The organism is Mycolicibacterium peregrinum, assembly GCF_001665625.1.
GTDB lineage: Bacteria > Actinomycetota > Actinomycetes > Mycobacteriales > Mycobacteriaceae > Mycobacterium > Mycobacterium peregrinum_B.
On the sequence record NZ_LZSY01000116.1, the window covers coordinates 24,220 to 39,566 of the forward strand.

A 15,347-nucleotide genomic window follows, 5' to 3' on the forward strand; every position below is an offset into this window, starting at 1 on the left:
GGGCCTCAAAGCTGGCCGTGGCGAGGCGGTTTCGTGCCGGAGAGCGTGTAGTTGCCGATGTGACGGATCTTCCAGCGGGTCGCGTCGTGCAAGGTGTGCGTGCGCGCGTCACGCCAGTAGCGTGACAAGTTGCCCGACGCCGACGCGCTGCGAGTCCCGCCGAATTCGAACAATGCGCTGCCCGCTTCCACCGCGGCGCGCGCGGCGGCCACCTTGGCGATCGCGACCGCGATCGAGGCCGCCGCCGCGCTGTCCTCGGTGAGATCGGCCCGGGCCGCGTCGATCTGCCGGGCCGCCTCGGCGAGTAACGCCTGCGCGCCCCGCACCGTCACGGTCAGCTCACCGGCGACCTGTACGAGGGTCGGGTCTTCGACGGCGCTGGACACCGACGCCTCGAAATGCGGACGGGCGTTGGCCGCCTGACGCACCCCTTCCTCCAGCGCGGCGGTCGCGATGCCCACATCGAGAGCTGCGTGCAGCAGCTGAGCCCGCGCCCCGTAGACCGTGGGCCGTGTGAAGATCGGGCTGAACTCGACGACGTGCTCCGCCGGCACCTCGACGGCATCGAGCGTGACGGTGCCCGAGGCCGTGGTCCGCTGGCCCATGCCATCCCAGTCGTCGACAACTTCGACCCCGTGGGCATCGCGTGGGACGAACGCGATGGCCTTGGGGGTGGTGGCCGTCGGCACCAGCCCCGAGCCATCCGAGCGCGACGCCCGCACGATCAGCCAGTCGGCGAACAACGCCCCCGTCGAGTAGTACTTGCGGCCGTCGAGTACATAGCCCGGGCCCGAGGGGGCGAGCGTCGTGGTGTCCACGTCGACGGGATGAGGACCCCGTTCGGACTGGGCATTGGCGAACAGCGCCCCATCCAGCACCAGGCCGTAGAAGTACGCCTGCTGCTCCGGCGTGCCCTGCAGACGCAAAGCCTCCAGGAACGTGAAATGCGAATGCGGAATCTGGCCGATCGACGGGTCGCCGTGCGCGATCAGTCGCAGCACCTCGGCGAGCACCGACACGGGCACGTCGAGCCCGCCGTAGTCGGCCGGCACCGTCACGGCCAGCAGCCCCGATTCCTTGAGGGCCCGCACCTGCTCGTGCGGCAGGGCCCGGTGCGCGTCACGGGCGCCGGCCTCCTCGGCGAACGAACTCGACAGCTGCGCCGCGGCGGCGAGCGCGGCCCGGGCCGAGGAGATGCGGGTAGCGCCGGCCAGATCGGTCATCGCGGTGTACCGACGAACGGGATCGAGGCGGGCGCACCGGCTTGTGCGCCTCCGCCGAACAGCCCGCGCTCGCGCAGGATCGGCACCACGCCCTCGCCGAACCAGAACAGCTCCTCCAGATGCGGATAGCCGGAAAAGATGAACTCGTCGATACCGATCTCGGCGTACTCGGCGATCCGGTCGGCGACCTCGGTGTGGGACCCGACCAGCGCGGTGCCTGCCCCGCCGCGCACCAGCCCGACGCCCGACCACAGGTTGGGGGCGATTTCCAGGCTGCGGGCGTCGCTCCAGGTGCCGTTGGCGCGGTTGCCCTCGTGCAGGGCACGCATGCGTTTCTGGCCCTCGGACTGGCTGCGCGCCAGTCCGGCCTGTGCGGCGGCGACGGTCTCCTCGTCCAGGGCGGCGACCAGCCGATCGGCCTGGGCCCACGCCTCCTCGGAGGTGTCACGCGAAATGGTGTGCAGGCGGATACCGAAACGCAGTTTGCGTCCCTGCTCCTCACCCAGCGCCCGGATCCACTCGATCTTCTCCCGCACCGCGGCCGGTGGCTCGCCCCAGGTCAGGTAGACGTCGGAGTGTCGGGCCGCCACCGGTCCGGCCGCCTGCGAGCTGCCGCCGAAGTACAGCGGCGGTACCGGGGTCGGGGGCAGGGCCAGCGAGGCCTCCTCGACGTCGATGTACTCACCCTTGTGGGTCACGGTCTCGCCGGCCCACAACCGGCGCACCACGTCGAGGAACTCGTCGCAACGCGCATACCGGGCGTCCTTGTCCAGGTGGTCGCCGAAGGCCCGCTGCTCGTGCGCCTCGCCGCCGACGACGACGTTGAGCAGAATCCGGCCGGGTGCGTGCCGGGCGAACGTCGCGGCCATCTGAGCCGACAACGTCGGGCTCACCAGACCTGGGCGGAACGCGACCAGGAACGCCAGCGACGTGGTCTCACGGGCCAGCAGCGCCGCGGTGATGAAGGCGTCCTCGCACCAGGCACCCGTCGGGATCAGCGCGCCCGTGAAACCAAACCGCTCGGCCGAGCGGACGATCGACGCCAGGTAGTCGATCGAGGCCTCGCGGTCACCACCGGCAGAACCGGCCGGCGTGCCGTGGCCGCCGCCGACGATGAGCCGGCTGTCGCCGTAGGTGGGTAGGAACCAGTGCAGAGAGACAGTCACGAACAGGACATCTTGGTGTCGAATCGGCTGTTGCACACGGGTAAAAATCGCGCTGATCCAGACACCTGTCAGGGTCGCGGTGTCGTGGAGCGGCAGATCAGCTCGCGACGACCCAGATTGCCTCGGCAGCCGGATTGCCCAGCTCGACCTGGACGCTGGTGTCGTCTCCCGTGGCGGTGGCGCTACCTGGATTTCCCGGGTTCTCGATGGCCACCGAGATGACGCCGGCGAAATCGCGCCGCGCCACCACCCGGACCCGTGAATCGAGGCTGATCCCGACGCTGTCGAAATACCGCAACATCTCCGGATCGGCATCGGAGATGCGGGCCACCGTACCGGCGTCGCCGTCCTGGCACGCCGAGAGCTGGCGGGCCGGCGGGGTGGGCACCTGGCCATCGGCGGCCGGGATCGGATCTCCGTGCGGATCGCGCGTCGGGTGGCCCAGCTTGGCGTCGATCCGGTCCAGCATCCGGTCACTCACGGCGTGCTCGAGGATCTCGGCCTCGTCGTGCACCTCGTCCCAGCCGTAGCCCAGCTCCTGGACCAGGAACGTCTCCATCAGCCGGTGCCGGCGGACCATCGCCAACGCCGCGCGCCGGCCGGCATCGGTCAGCGTCACCGCGCCGTACTTCTCGTGGTGGACCAGGCCCTGGTCGGCGAGTTTGCGAATGGATTCGGACGCCGTGGATGCCGACACGCCGATCCGCTCGGCCAGCAGTTTTGTGCTGACCTTTTCGCGAGACCACTCCTGGGCTGTCCAGATGACTTTCAGATAGTCCTGGGCAACCGTGGAGAGGTCTTGGTGGTTACCGTCTGGACTCACAGTAGGAAAGTTTAGGCAATCATCACCTGATCGGGGGATCTAGAGCAGACCGCGTCGCGTTCGGGTCGTAGGCTGATCGCGTGCAGCGCTGGCGTGGGCAGGACGAGATCCCCACGGACTGGGGCAGGTGTGTAGTCACCATCGGGGTGTTCGACGGGGTTCACCGCGGACACGCAGAGTTGATCAGCCATGCGGTGAAAGCCGGCCGATCACGCGGAGTACCGGTGGTTCTCATGACCTTCGATCCCCATCCGATGGAGGTGGTGTTTCCGGGCAGTCATCCGGCACAGCTGACCACGCTGACCCGGCGTGCCGAGCTGGTCGAGGAACTCGGTGTGGACGTGTTCCTGGTCATGCCGTTCACCTCGGATTTCATGAAGCTCACGCCCGAGCGCTACATCCACGAGTTGTTGGTCGAAGACCTGCACGTGCTCGAAGTGGTGGTCGGGGAGAACTTCACCTTCGGCAAGAAGGCCGCCGGGAACGTCGAGATGCTGCGCAAGGCAGGGGAGCGGTTCGGCTTCGCGGTCGAGAGCATGTCGTTGGTGACCGAATCGCTCGATGCCGAGCATCGCGACGAGCGGGTCACCTTCTCCTCGACATACATCCGTTCCTGCGTCGACGCCGGTGACGTCGTGGCGGCCGCCGAAGCGCTGGGCCGTCCGCACCGCGTCGAAGGCGTGGTGGTGCGCGGCGACGGGCGCGGCCGGGTACTGGGGTTCCCGACAGCCAACGTGGCGCCACCGATGTTCTCGGCGATTCCGGCGGACGGGGTGTACGCCGCCTGGTTCACCGTGCTGGGGCACGGCCCGGTGATGGGAACGGTGACGCCCGGTGAGCGGTATCAGGCCGCGGTGTCGGTGGGTACCAACCCGACCTTCTCCGGGCGGACCCGCACGGTCGAGGCATTCGTGCTCGATACCGAGGCCGATCTGTACGGTCAGCATGTCGCGGTCGATTTCGTGTCCCGGATCCGGGGCATGGAAAAGTTCGACCGGGTGGAAGAACTGGTCGCGGAGATGAAGCGGGACGCCGACAAGGCGCGCACGCTTCTGAGTTCACACTGAGTCGGGATTTAATTCGCGGCTCGCCGCGGTGCTAAACTCTGCTCCGATCCGGTGCATGCTGCAGTCCGCGGTGGCTGTGCCGAGAATATGTTCGCGGGACTGAAATGATGGAGTTACTTTCGTGGCGCTTACTGCCGAGCAGAAAAAAGAAATCCTGACCAGCTACGGTCTGCACGAGACCGACACCGGTTCACCGGAGGCCCAGGTCGCCCTGCTGACCAAGCGGATCTCGGATCTGACCGAGCACCTCAAGCAGCACAAGCACGACCACCACTCGCGTCGCGGTCTGCTGCTGCTGGTCGGCCGTCGTCGCCGGCTGCTGAAGTACGTCGCCCAGGTTGACGTGGCGCGCTACCGCTCGCTGATCGAGCGCCTCGGGCTGCGTCGCTGACGCGGCGTCAGTGCCACCACTTTCCGCGGCTGCCCCCCAGGGGGCAGCCGCGCTACTTTTCCTCGGCGGTCTGACCGCATGCTCGTCCGCGGCGGCCGCGGACATGAAGGCAGGGGACTGCCTGAAGATGAGCGGCACGTACGAGCGCCCGGACTCCAGTCGGGCGGAGTGCGGCAGCGAAGCGTCGAACTACAAGGTCATCTCCACAGTCACCGACAGCGACCAGTGCCCAGTCGACGTCGACACCTATTACTCGGTGCGCAGCGCGTTCAGTGAAGAGACCCAGACGCTCTGTCTGGACATCGACTGGATCGCCGGCGGCTGTATGAGCATCGATCCGGAGAACGACAAAGACCCGTATCGGGTGGACTGCGCGGATTCGTCTGCGCCCCACCGGCAACGGGCCACCGAGGTTCTGCGCGGGGTGTCGAACGTCGATCAGTGCGCCAGCGGAGTGGGCTACGCCTACTCGGAACGCCAGTTCACCGTATGCGTGGAGGACGTGTCCTAGCTGGCACGGATGGCTGTTGGGACGTTGCTCCCGTGTAACATGAGGGCGTTCAGTGGCTGGAATCTGCGCTGAACACAGGGTGCGGCACCCGCGAACTGCGGGCGCTGTTCCTGCGAGTCATATCGGGCCCGCCTGGACGGGCGGTCTTCGGTAGTGGCTGCCGGAACCCCGACACAGGGATCATCTCTGGGGGTTATCCGGCCGCTTCGATCGACGGCCGTAGCCGTATCCAGGGCCCGTGGCGCATCGCCACCGTGACGCCGCGAAAACAGTTGAATGAATTCGAAAGAGGCCAACGGACTCTATGTCTGTAGTTGAACTTGAAGACGGTGTGTTCGAATCCACCGCAATCCTCGACAACGGGAGCTTCGGCACCCGCACCATCCGTTTCGAGACCGGGCGGCTCGCGCAGCAGGCCGCCGGCTCCGTCGTCGCCTACCTCGACGACGAGACCATGCTGCTGAGCGCCACCACTGCCAGCAAGACGCCGAAGGACCACTTCGACTTCTTCCCGCTGACCATCGACGTCGAGGAGCGGATGTACGCCGCGGGCCGGATCCCCGGCTCGTTCTTCCGGCGTGAGGGCCGTCCGTCGACCGACGCGATCCTGACCTGTCGCCTGATCGACCGGCCGCTGCGCCCGTCGTTCGTCAGCGGTCTGCGTAACGAGATCCAGGTCGTGGTGACGGTGCTGAGCCTGGATCCGAAGGATCTGTACGACGTGCTGGCCATCAACGCCGCGTCCGCGTCGACGCAGATTTCCGGTCTGCCGTTCTCCGGTCCCGTCGGCGGCGTGCGCGTCGCCCTGATCAATGATCCGACTGTCGGCACCGCCGACGGTGGCCAGTGGGTTGCCTTCCCGACCGTCGAGCAGCTGGAGAAGGCTGTCTTCGACATGGTCGTGGCGGGCCGCAAGGTGGGCGACGACGTCGCGATCATGATGGTCGAGGCCGAAGCCACCGAGAACGTGATCGAGTTGGTCGCCGGCGGCGCCCAGGCTCCTACCGAGGCCGTCGTCGCCGAGGGCCTTGAGGCGGCCAAACCGTTCATCGCGACCCTGTGCGATGCGCAGGCTGCGCTGGCGGAGAAGGCTGCCAAGGAGATCGCCGAGTACCCGCTGTTCCCCGATTACGAGGCAGACGTCTACGACGCCGTGGCCGCGGTGGCCACCGACGCGCTGTCGGAGGCACTGACCATCGCGGGCAAGCACGAGCGCGACGACCGCACCAACGAGATCAAGGTCGAGGTGCTCGAGCGTCTCGGCGAGACTTACGCCGGCCGCGAGAAGGAGATCGGCGCGGCGTACCGCTCGCTGACCAAAAAGCTTGTGCGTCAGCGCATCCTGACCGACCACTTCCGGATCGACGGCCGTGGTGTCACCGACATCCGTGCGCTCTCGGCCGAGGTGGCCATCATCCCGCGGGCGCACGGCAGCGCGCTGTTCGAGCGCGGCGAGACCCAGATCATGGGTGTCACCACGCTGGACATGGTCAAGATGGCCCAGCAGATCGACTCGCTGGGGCCCGAGACGTCCAAGCGCTACATGCACCACTACAACTTCCCGCCGTTCTCGACCGGTGAGACCGGCCGCGTCGGTTCGCCCAAGCGCCGCGAGATCGGCCACGGCGCGCTGGCCGAGCGTGCGCTGGTGCCCGTGCTGCCCAGCGTCGAGGAGTTCCCGTACGCGATCCGCCAGGTGTCGGAGGCATTGGGCTCCAACGGTTCCACCTCGATGGGCTCGGTGTGTGCCTCGACCCTGTCGCTGCTGAACGCCGGTGTACCGCTCAAGGCGCCGGTGGCCGGCATCGCCATGGGTCTGGTCTCCGACGAGGTCAACGGCGAGACCCGCTACGTGACGCTGACCGACATCCTCGGCGCCGAGGATGCCTTCGGCGACATGGACTTCAAGTGCGCAGGCACCAAGGACTTCGTCACCGCGCTGCAGCTCGACACCAAGCTCGACGGCATCCCGTCGAAGGTGCTGGCGGGCGCACTGAGCCAGGCCAAGGACGCGCGCCTGACCATCCTGGACGTGATGGCCGAGGCCATCGACGCCCCCGATGAGATGAGCCCGTACGCACCGCGGATCACCACGATCAAGGTTCCGGTCGACAAGATCGGCGAGGTCATCGGGCCCAAGGGCAAGATGATCAACTCGATCACCGAGGAGACCGGTGCGTCGATCTCGATCGAGGATGACGGCACGGTGTTCGTCGGTGCCTCCAACGGCGAAGCCGCGCAGGCCGCGATCGACAAGATCAACGCCATCGCCAACCCGCAGCTGCCCAAGATCGGTGAGCGGTTCCTCGGGACCGTGGTCAAGACAACCGATTTCGGTGCGTTCGTGTCGCTGCTGCCGGGTCGTGACGGCCTGGTCCACATCTCCAAGCTGGGCCGCGGCAAGCGGATCAACAAGGTCGAAGATGTGGTGAAGGTCGGCGACAAGCTCCGCGTGGAGATCGCCGACATCGACAACCGCGGCAAGATCTCGCTGGTGCTCGTGGACGAAGAGACTGCGGAGAAGGCGGATCCGGCTGCCGACGGCGCCCCGGCCACCGCCGACGCCGCCGCCGCCGAGTCCTGATCACCTCAGCTCGATACAAGGCGTTTGCACTGAATACCACTGATGTCCGCCGGACAGATCTGCCCGGCGGACTCCGGGTGGTCACTGAGTACATCCCGTCGGTGCGTTCGGCATCCGTCGGGGTCTGGGTAGGTGTCGGTTCCCGCGACGAAGGACGAAGCGTCGCGGGTGCCGCCCACTTCCTGGAACACCTGCTGTTCAAGGCCACCCCGACGCGCAGCGCAGTCGATATTGCACAGGCTGTCGATGCCGTCGGTGGTGAGCTGAACGCGTTCACGACGCGCGAGCACACCTGCTACTACGCACATGTGCTCGACTCCGACCTGGAACTCGCCGTCGACCTGGTGGCCGACGTCGTGTTGCGGGGCCGTTGTGCCACCGAGGATGTCGAGGTGGAGCGCGACGTCGTCCTCGAAGAGATCGCCATGCGCGACGACGATCCCGAGGACAGTCTCGGTGACGTGTTCCTGACAGCGATGTTCGGCGATCACCCGGTCGGACGGCCGGTGATCGGCAGCGTCGAGTCCATCGAGACGATGACGCGCGCGCAGTTGCACTCCTTCCACGTGCGCCGTTACACGCCCGAACGGATGATCGTGGCGGTGGCGGGCAACATCGACCACGACGTGGTCGTTTCGCTCGTGCGGCAGCATTTCGGTCCGCGACTGGAACCCGGACGCACCGCGGTGGCACCGCGCAAAGGGGCGGGACGTGTCGTCGGCAAGCCGTCGCTGCTCGTGGTCGACCGCGACGGAGAGCAGACCCACGTGTCGCTGGGCGTTCGCACGCCCGGCCGGCACTGGGAACACCGGTGGGCGCTGTCGGTGCTCAACACCGCCCTTGGTGGCGGCCTGAGTTCCCGTCTGTTCCAGCAGATCCGGGAATCCCGCGGCCTGGCCTACTCGGTGTATTCGACGGTCGACACCTTTGCCGACAGCGGTGCGCTCTCGGTGTATGCCGGCTGTCAGCCCGAGCGGTTCGACGAAGTCGTCCGGGTGACCACCGAGGTGCTGGAAGGCGTTGCCAGAGACGGGATCACCGCCGACGAGTGCCGGATCGCCAAGGGCTCGTTGCGTGGTGGGCTGGTGCTGGGTCTGGAGGACTCCGGATCGCGCATGCACCGGATCGGCCGCAGTGAGCTCAATTACGGCGAACACCGGACCATCGATCACACGCTGGCCCAGATCGAGGCCGTCACCCTCGAAGAGGTCAATGCGGTGGCACATCAGTTGCTGTCCCGCGACTACGGTGCGGCCGTACTCGGCCCGCATCGATCGAAAAAGACTCTGCCGCAACAGCTTCAAACTATCGTCGGCTGACCCGCTAAGCTGGGTCCGATGACGGGACTCTCGCGGCGCAATGTTCTGATCGGTTCGCTCGTGGCGGCGGCTGCCGTCGGAGCCGGTGTGGGTAACGCCGCACCGGCGTTCGCGACTCCGGTAGATGACCAGATCGCCGAACTGGAACATCGTGACAACGCCCTGATCGGCTTGTCCGCGACCAATCTGGATTCCGGACGGACACTCACGCACCGGCCCGACGAGATGTTCGCGATGTGTTCGACGTTCAAGGGGTATGCCGCGGCGCGCGTGCTGCAGATGGTCGGGCGTGGGCAGATCTCACTGGACAACCGGGTGTTCGTCGACCCGGAGGCGCTCGTGCCGAACTCTCCGGTCACCGAGACCCATGCCGGTTCCGAGATGACGCTGGCGGAGCTGTGTCAGGCGGCACTGCAGCGGAGTGACAACACTGCGGGCAACCTGCTGCTGAAAACGATTGACGGGCCTGCCGGCATCACCGCGTTCGCTCGTAGCATCGGAGATGAGCGCACCCGGCTGGACCGCTGGGAGGTCGAGCTGAACTCGGCGATTCCCGGGGACCCGAGAGATACGTCCACTCCGGCGGCGCTGGCGATCGGATACCGCGAGATCCTGGTCGGTGACGCGTTGAGCCCGCCGCAGCGGCGCCAGCTGCAGGACTGGATGCGGGCCAACCAGACCTCGAGCGTGCGTGCCGGACTGCCGGAGGGCTGGACCACCGCCGACAAGACCGGCAGCGGGGACTACGGCAGCACCAACGACGTCGGAATCGCCTATGGGCCGAACGGGCAACGGTTGCTGTTGGCGGTGATGACGCGGTCGCAGGCCGACGACCCGAAGGCCGACAACCTGCGTCCGCTCATCGGTGAGTTGACCGCGCTGATTCTGCCGGCGCTACTCTGAGTGTTCGGCGGATTCGATTGCGGTCGAGCCGTTCTCGGTGTCCTGGATTGCGATCTGGCGGGCGCCGGCGGGGTTCTGCGACAACGGCACACGCACGGTCAGGATGCCGCGCTCGTAGCCGGCGGTGATGTTGTCCTCATCGGCCTCGGCGGGCAGGGTCACGGTGCGCAGGAACGAGCCGTAGGAGAACTCCGACCGCGCGGTGGTGTCGGCACGCTCTGAACGCTCGGCCTTCACGGTCAGCTGGCCGTCGGCGACAGTGATCTGAACGTCGTTGGCCGGATCGATACCGGGGATCTCGGCCCGCAGTTCGTAGTGGTCCTCGGTGACCTCGTCCTCGATGCGCATGAGGTTGCGCTCGAAGATCGGACGCAGGCGGGGGAACGGGGTGATGCCGGCGAAGAACTCCGAGAGCTCGGGCAGCAGCGGGCGGGGCTGGTGCGCGACGGGCAGGTTGACCATGGGTGACTCCTCAGTCCTGGAACGTCGATCGGAGGAAAAGACCTTGTAACGCTTGCCCTTTCGATCCAAGCACCGACGTGGAGCCACTGGCCGAATGTGTGGTTAACAGCGCGCGTACGCGTGGCTGCTAGGTCACCCGCATCGAGTCGTCGCGCTGTAGGACGAAGAAATACGGCTTCCGGGAGTTCCGCAGGTCCATCGCCCCGATCACGGTGTCGTCGGACAGCCGCCGGAACACGTCGTTGATGGGTAGCTGGTCGTAGACCATCGTCGCGGTGTCCACGCCGCGGTACCGGGTGGTGCGCAACCTGGCCTTGGGCGCGCGGGTCTGCAGCAGGGGCCGCAACGCCGCGATCGGCCCTGTCATCGACCGGTTCCGAAGCAGAGGGATTTTGGTCGACACCCCGAGGCCGCCGAATGCCAGCAGCGGGTTGAGGGCCCACAGCGAGGTGCCGTCGCCGGTGGGGAACAACAGGGGGTGCACGGTCTCGGCATCGACGAACTGCTTGCCCCACCAACCGCTGGCCGCCAGCAGACCATCCATCGGATGTCCGGTGGGTAGTTCGGCGCCGTGCCAGGTGCCGAGCATGAACTCCGGCTCCACAGCCTCGGCCGCGTCGAAGATTGCCAGCGCCTCGGCGGTGGTCGTCGGCACGGTGGGTAACAACTGCTGCAGCAACATGGACACCACCATACTTGACACGTGTCAAGTTTGACCCTGCCGGGGTGCAAATCGCCCGGCCGACGGGATTCGGCCGGGCGATCGCGAGGGGTTTGCCTACACCAGGACTGTGCCCGGATCGGTGAACGGCATGTCGAGGTCGGCGGCGACCTGCTCGGACAGCAGCGCACCTTCGTGCGTCGACAGACCCTTGGCCAGCGCTTGGTCGGCCGCGCAGGCGGCCTTCCAGCCCTTGTCGGCCAACTTGAGGACGTACGGCATGGTGGCGTTGGTCAGTGCGAAGGTCGACGTGCGCGGCACGGAGCCGGGCATGTTGGCCACGCAGTAGAACACCGTGTCGTGCACGGCGAACGTCGGGTCGTCATGGGTGGTGGGGCGGGAGTCCTCGAAGCAGCCGCCCTGGTCGATGGCGATGTCGACCAGCACCGCGCCCGGCTTCATGTGGGCCACGGTCGAATTGGTGACCAACTTGGGTGCCTTGGCGCCCGGGATCAACACCGCGCCGATCACCAGATCTGCCTTCTTGACGGCCTCTTCGAGCTCCAGGCTGGACGAGTAACGCGTTTCGATGCCGGCGTTGGTCTCGTTGTCGATCTTGCGCAGCGTGTTGATGTTCAGGTCGAACACGGTGACGTGGGCGCCCATGCCCTTGGCGATGCGGGCCGCGTTGTAGCCGGCCACGCCACCGCCGATGACGACGACCTCGGCCGGTGCGACACCGGGAACGCCACCCATCAGAACTCCGCGGCCACCCTGCGTGCGCATCAGGTGGTACGAGCCGACCTGCGCGGACAGCCGGCCGGCGACCTCGCTCATCGGCGCCAACAGCGGCAGCGCACCATCAGCGGTCTGCACCGTCTCGTAGGCGATCGAGGTGGTGTTCGAGGCGAGCAGCGCGTCGGTGCATTCCTTGGACGCCGCCAGATGTAGATAGGTGAACAGCGTCTGGCCCTTGCGCATGCGCGAGTACTCCGCCGCGATGGGCTCCTTGACCTTGAGGAGCAGCTCGGCATCGGCCCAGACCTGATCGGCAGTGGTGACGATCTCCGCGCCTGCGGCCTTGAAGTCGTTGTCGGTGATGGCCGAACCCTCGCCGGCGCCGGCCTGGATGATCACGTCGTGGCCGCGTCGGGTCAGTTCCGCCACGCCCGCCGGGGTGATGGCCACGCGGTACTCGTTGTTCTTGATCTCGGTCGGGATGCCGACGAGCATGCTCGCTCCTTCAAAGTTGGGGTGCTGAAAATAAGTGTGAAGAACCTTCGGTAAGTGAGCAATATCTCCGACGAAGATTCGTTAAGCTCGTCGAGTGGCGGAAGAATCATCAAACTTGCCCGGGCGTGCGGCCCGTTCGCCGAAGGATGTTCGGCCTGATCTCGACGACGTGGACCGGCGCATCCTGTTGGCGCTGCACGCCGACGCCCGCATGTCCAACAGCGCACTGGCGGAGACGGTCGGTATCGCCGCCTCGACCTGCCACGGTCGGGTGCGCAGGCTCCAGGAGATCGGAGTGATCCGCGGCTTCTACACCGATATCGATCCGGCTGCCGTGGGACTCAGTCTGCAGGCAATGATCTCGGTGAGTCTGCAATCGAACGCGCGGGGCAAGATCCGCAATTTCATTGCCCACATCCGCACCCGGCCGCAGGTGATGGACGTGTACTTCCTGGCCGGGGGAGACGATTTCATCCTGCACGTGGCCGCGCGTGACACCGATGACCTGCGGGCATTCGTGGTGGAAAACCTCAACGCCGACGCCGACGTCGCCGGGACGCAGACCTCGCTGATCTTCGAGCATCTGCGTGGGGCGTCACCGCTCTGACGTCACTGCGCGCGCAGCACCAGTCCGTTGCCGTCGGTGTCGGAGAGTCTCAGTTCGTCGGCGTCGATGGATGTCTGGACTGTGCCGTTGAGGACCCGCAACACGGCTTGCTCGATCTCGTTGATCTCCGGTGCGCAGGCCATCTTGGTGGTGGCCAGCGGGCCGAACTCGATCACTGCCGGCGACCCGGAAACGGTGGCGCGGCCGGTGATTCGATTGCAGCCCGTCGAACCGCTGACGGCGCCGTCGTCGCCGATGGTCAGCGTGGGTTTGGCCTGCTCGAGTGCAACCGAGGTGCTGACCGCCTGCGCGGACACCAGGCTGGTGACCTGCCAGGTGGTGCCGGTGAGCGGGTGATCGGGGTCGGCCACTTTTTTGTCCCGCAGCGTGACGGTCGCAGCGTCGGTGCGCAAGGTGAGGGTGTCGCCCGACAACGACCAGGTTGGCTTGGCGCCGAACAACTTTGATACCCAGGCATCCGAATCGCCGACCGGTGGTGGGCAGGCCATCATGGTCATCGCCAGTTGGGTCGTGATCCGGCCATCGGCAAGATCGGCGGAGCCGGAACCATGGTTACAGCCGGCGAAGGTGCTGATCTGCTTCCCATCGAAACCGACCGTCAGCGGTCCGCCGCCGGGGATCTGCTCACCCTCCACCTGCTCCGAGATGAAGGTGCGACCGTTGAGGTCTGCGGCGTCGGCGGCCGCGTTCTCCGAGCATCCCATGAATGCAAGAACGGCAACGACGAACGGCACCACCTGGACAGGACGCATGGTTCCACCGTAGTTGGCAGATGCACGTGCGCTGCGGGTACTCGCAATCAGGTTGCCGGACAGCCGGTTTCGTCGTCCCTCGATCGGATCCCTTTCAGCCGGATACCGCGGGGCCTGCCGCTGTGCCTCGCACGCCTGCCGACGGCACGCCGGGGTGGCTGCGGATGCGCCCTCGGAACGTTACGTCGGTTACTTCTGCCGACGGGATGTGACGCACGTCGTCTCGCTGTCGCAATTTAATGTTTGCCGCACTCGGCCCGTTGCAGTTGCAGACGTCTCTGATCGTTTGCGAGAGTTCTGCTCGCTCACTCTGCTGACCAACTGGTTGGCCGCGTCAACAAGTTGGAGGTTTGCGCGTGGCCCCATCCGCCGTGACGTCGCGGGTCCGAGCCCAACGACGGTTCAAGCACTGGCGATACGACCCGCCGTACAAGACGGCGAGCGCGGGAATGATCATCCTGCTGGTCGCGGTGCTGACGTTGACCTGGATGCAGTTCCGCGGAACCTTCGAGAACAAGACGCAGCTGACCGTGTTGTCGGGTCGGGCTGGTCTGTCGATGGATCCGGGGTCCAAGGTCACCTTCAACGGTGTGCCGATCGGTCGGTTGGCTTCCATCGATGTCGTCACTGTCGACAACAATCCCGAGGCCAAGCTGACCTTGGATGTCAAGCCTCAGTATGTGAAGCTGATTCCGGAGAATGTGACCGCTGAACTGCGGGCGACGACGGTGTTCGGCAACAAGTACATCTCGTTCTTGTCGCCGCCGGACCCGTCGCCGACGCGGTTGTCGCCGGCGACGCCGATCCGGGCCCAGGGTGTGACCACGGAGTTCAACACGTTGTTCGAGACGATCACCGCGATCTCCGAACAGATCGACCCGATCAAGTTGAATCAGACGCTGACGGCGACGGGCCAGGCGTTGGATGGTCTGGGGGAGAAGTTCGGTCAGTCCATTGTCGACGGCAACGACACCTTGGGTGATCTGAATCTGCGGATGCCTCAGATTCGTCGTGACATCGCGGGGCTGGCTGATTTGGGTGAGGTGTATGCGAACGCGGGCCCGGATTTGTTCGATGGTTTGACCAATGCTGTGACGACGGCTCGCACACTCGACGAGCAGCGCGGCAATCTGGATCAGGCGCTGGTGGCCGCGGTCGGTTTCGGAAACACCGGCGGTGACATTTTGGAGCGGGGTGGGCCGTATCTGGTCCGCGGCGCCCAGGACCTGCTGCCGGTCAGCGAGATGCTCGACCGCAACAGCCCGGCGTTGGCGTGTTCTGTCCGCAACTATGCCGAGGCCGCGCCGAAGTTTGCCGCCCAGACCCGCAACGGTTACGCGCTTGAACTGCACGACTTCCTGATCGGGGCGGGCAACCCGTACGTCTATCCCGACAACCTGCCGCGGGTCAACGCCAAGGGCGGGCCCGAGGGCCGGCCCGGCTGCTGGCAGCCGGTCACCAAGGACCTGTGGCCGGCTCCGTATTTGGTGATGGATACCGGTGCATCGATCGCCCCGTACAACCACCTCGAGCTGGGACAACCGCTGGTGTCCGAGTACGTGTGGGGCCGCCAGATCGGCGCGGACACCATCAATCCGTAAGTGTCGGGACGAGTGGACGGCAG

The 15,347-nt window shown here is 66.3% G+C and carries 15 protein-coding genes; 8 read left to right on the plus strand and 7 right to left on the minus strand.

The genetic code is table 11. The features are described 5' to 3' along the window. Positions 1-5: 5 nt before the first annotated feature. The 3 genes from A5779_RS18305 to mntR form a co-directional block, all read right to left on the minus strand. Positions 6-1,223 (minus strand): SfnB family sulfur acquisition oxidoreductase, encoded by a 1,218-nt coding sequence (locus A5779_RS18305; protein WP_064884303.1) that lies wholly within the window; start codon positions 1,221-1,223, stop codon positions 6-8. Further along, positions 1,220-2,389 carry an LLM class flavin-dependent oxidoreductase gene (locus A5779_RS18310; RefSeq protein ID WP_064884305.1) on the minus strand — a complete coding sequence of 390 codons (1,170 nt, stop codon included), beginning with the start codon at positions 2,387-2,389 and terminating at the stop codon, positions 1,220-1,222. Before A5779_RS18310 ends, A5779_RS18305 begins: the two co-directional genes overlap by 4 nt. Before the next feature lie 97 nt (positions 2,390-2,486). Further along, positions 2,487-3,212 (minus strand): manganese-binding transcriptional regulator MntR, encoded by a 726-nt coding sequence (mntR, locus tag A5779_RS18315; RefSeq protein WP_064884307.1) that lies wholly within the window; start codon positions 3,210-3,212, stop codon positions 2,487-2,489. 80 nt (positions 3,213-3,292) lie between these two features. On the opposite strand from mntR, the gene A5779_RS18320 reads away from it, so the two are divergent. The 6 genes from A5779_RS18320 to bla all read left to right on the plus strand — a co-directional run bounded on the left by A5779_RS18320 (position 3,293) and on the right by bla (position 9,987). After that, a complete protein-coding gene (locus tag A5779_RS18320; protein ID WP_064884309.1) occupies positions 3,293-4,279 on the plus strand; it encodes a bifunctional riboflavin kinase/FAD synthetase in 987 nt (328 codons plus the stop codon). Positions 4,280-4,400: 121 nt separating this feature from the next. Then, positions 4,401-4,670 carry a 30S ribosomal protein S15 gene (rpsO, locus tag A5779_RS18325; protein ID WP_055113116.1) on the plus strand — a complete coding sequence of 90 codons (270 nt, stop codon included), beginning with the start codon at positions 4,401-4,403 and terminating at the stop codon, positions 4,668-4,670. A gap of 70 nt (positions 4,671-4,740) precedes the next feature. Then, positions 4,741-5,181 carry an LppU family putative lipoprotein gene (gene lppU / locus A5779_RS18330; protein ID WP_110777486.1) on the plus strand — a complete coding sequence of 147 codons (441 nt, stop codon included), beginning with the start codon at positions 4,741-4,743 and terminating at the stop codon, positions 5,179-5,181. 304 nt (positions 5,182-5,485) lie between these two features. Continuing rightward, positions 5,486-7,765, plus strand: a complete 2,280-nt coding sequence (locus tag A5779_RS18335; RefSeq protein WP_064884313.1) for a polyribonucleotide nucleotidyltransferase — start codon at positions 5,486-5,488, stop codon at positions 7,763-7,765. 29 nt (positions 7,766-7,794) lie between these two features. Further along, positions 7,795-9,084, plus strand: coding sequence for a M16 family metallopeptidase (locus A5779_RS18340; RefSeq protein WP_064884315.1), 1,290 nt, complete (start codon positions 7,795-7,797; stop codon positions 9,082-9,084). Positions 9,085-9,102: 18 nt separating this feature from the next. Next, entirely contained in the window at positions 9,103-9,987 is an 885-nt protein-coding gene (gene bla, locus A5779_RS18345; protein WP_064884317.1) for a class A beta-lactamase, read from the plus strand. Here the strand turns inward: bla and A5779_RS18350 are convergent. The 3 genes from A5779_RS18350 to ald all read right to left on the minus strand — a co-directional run bounded on the left by A5779_RS18350 (position 9,979) and on the right by ald (position 12,343). Then, on the minus strand, positions 9,979-10,449 hold the full coding sequence (locus A5779_RS18350; protein ID WP_064884319.1) for an Hsp20/alpha crystallin family protein: 471 nt from the start codon (positions 10,447-10,449) through the stop codon (positions 9,979-9,981). The two genes, bla and A5779_RS18350, sit on opposite strands and share 9 nt — an antisense overlap. Before the next feature lie 127 nt (positions 10,450-10,576). Continuing rightward, positions 10,577-11,131: a DUF4334 domain-containing protein gene (locus tag A5779_RS18355; protein WP_064884489.1), complete on the minus strand. Its 555-nt coding sequence runs from the start codon at positions 11,129-11,131 to the stop codon at positions 10,577-10,579. 96 nt (positions 11,132-11,227) lie between these two features. Continuing rightward, positions 11,228-12,343: an alanine dehydrogenase gene (gene ald, locus A5779_RS18360; RefSeq protein ID WP_064884321.1), complete on the minus strand. Its 1,116-nt coding sequence runs from the start codon at positions 12,341-12,343 to the stop codon at positions 11,228-11,230. A 94-nt stretch (positions 12,344-12,437) separates the two neighbouring features. Here ald and aldR point away from each other — a divergent pair, with 94 nt between their 5' ends. After that, positions 12,438-12,950, plus strand: a complete 513-nt coding sequence (aldR, locus tag A5779_RS18365; RefSeq protein WP_064884323.1) for an HTH-type transcriptional regulator AldR — start codon at positions 12,438-12,440, stop codon at positions 12,948-12,950. A gap of 2 nt (positions 12,951-12,952) precedes the next feature. Here the strand turns inward: aldR and A5779_RS18370 are convergent, their stop codons facing one another. Continuing rightward, positions 12,953-13,723, minus strand: a complete 771-nt coding sequence (locus A5779_RS18370) for an META domain-containing protein (RefSeq protein WP_064884325.1) — start codon at positions 13,721-13,723, stop codon at positions 12,953-12,955. 449 nt (positions 13,724-14,172) lie between these two features. On the opposite strand from A5779_RS18370, the gene A5779_RS18375 reads away from it, so the two are divergent. Next, positions 14,173-15,324, plus strand: coding sequence for an MCE family protein (locus A5779_RS18375; protein ID WP_082941748.1), 1,152 nt, complete (start codon positions 14,173-14,175; stop codon positions 15,322-15,324). Positions 15,325-15,347: the final 23 nt, after the last annotated feature.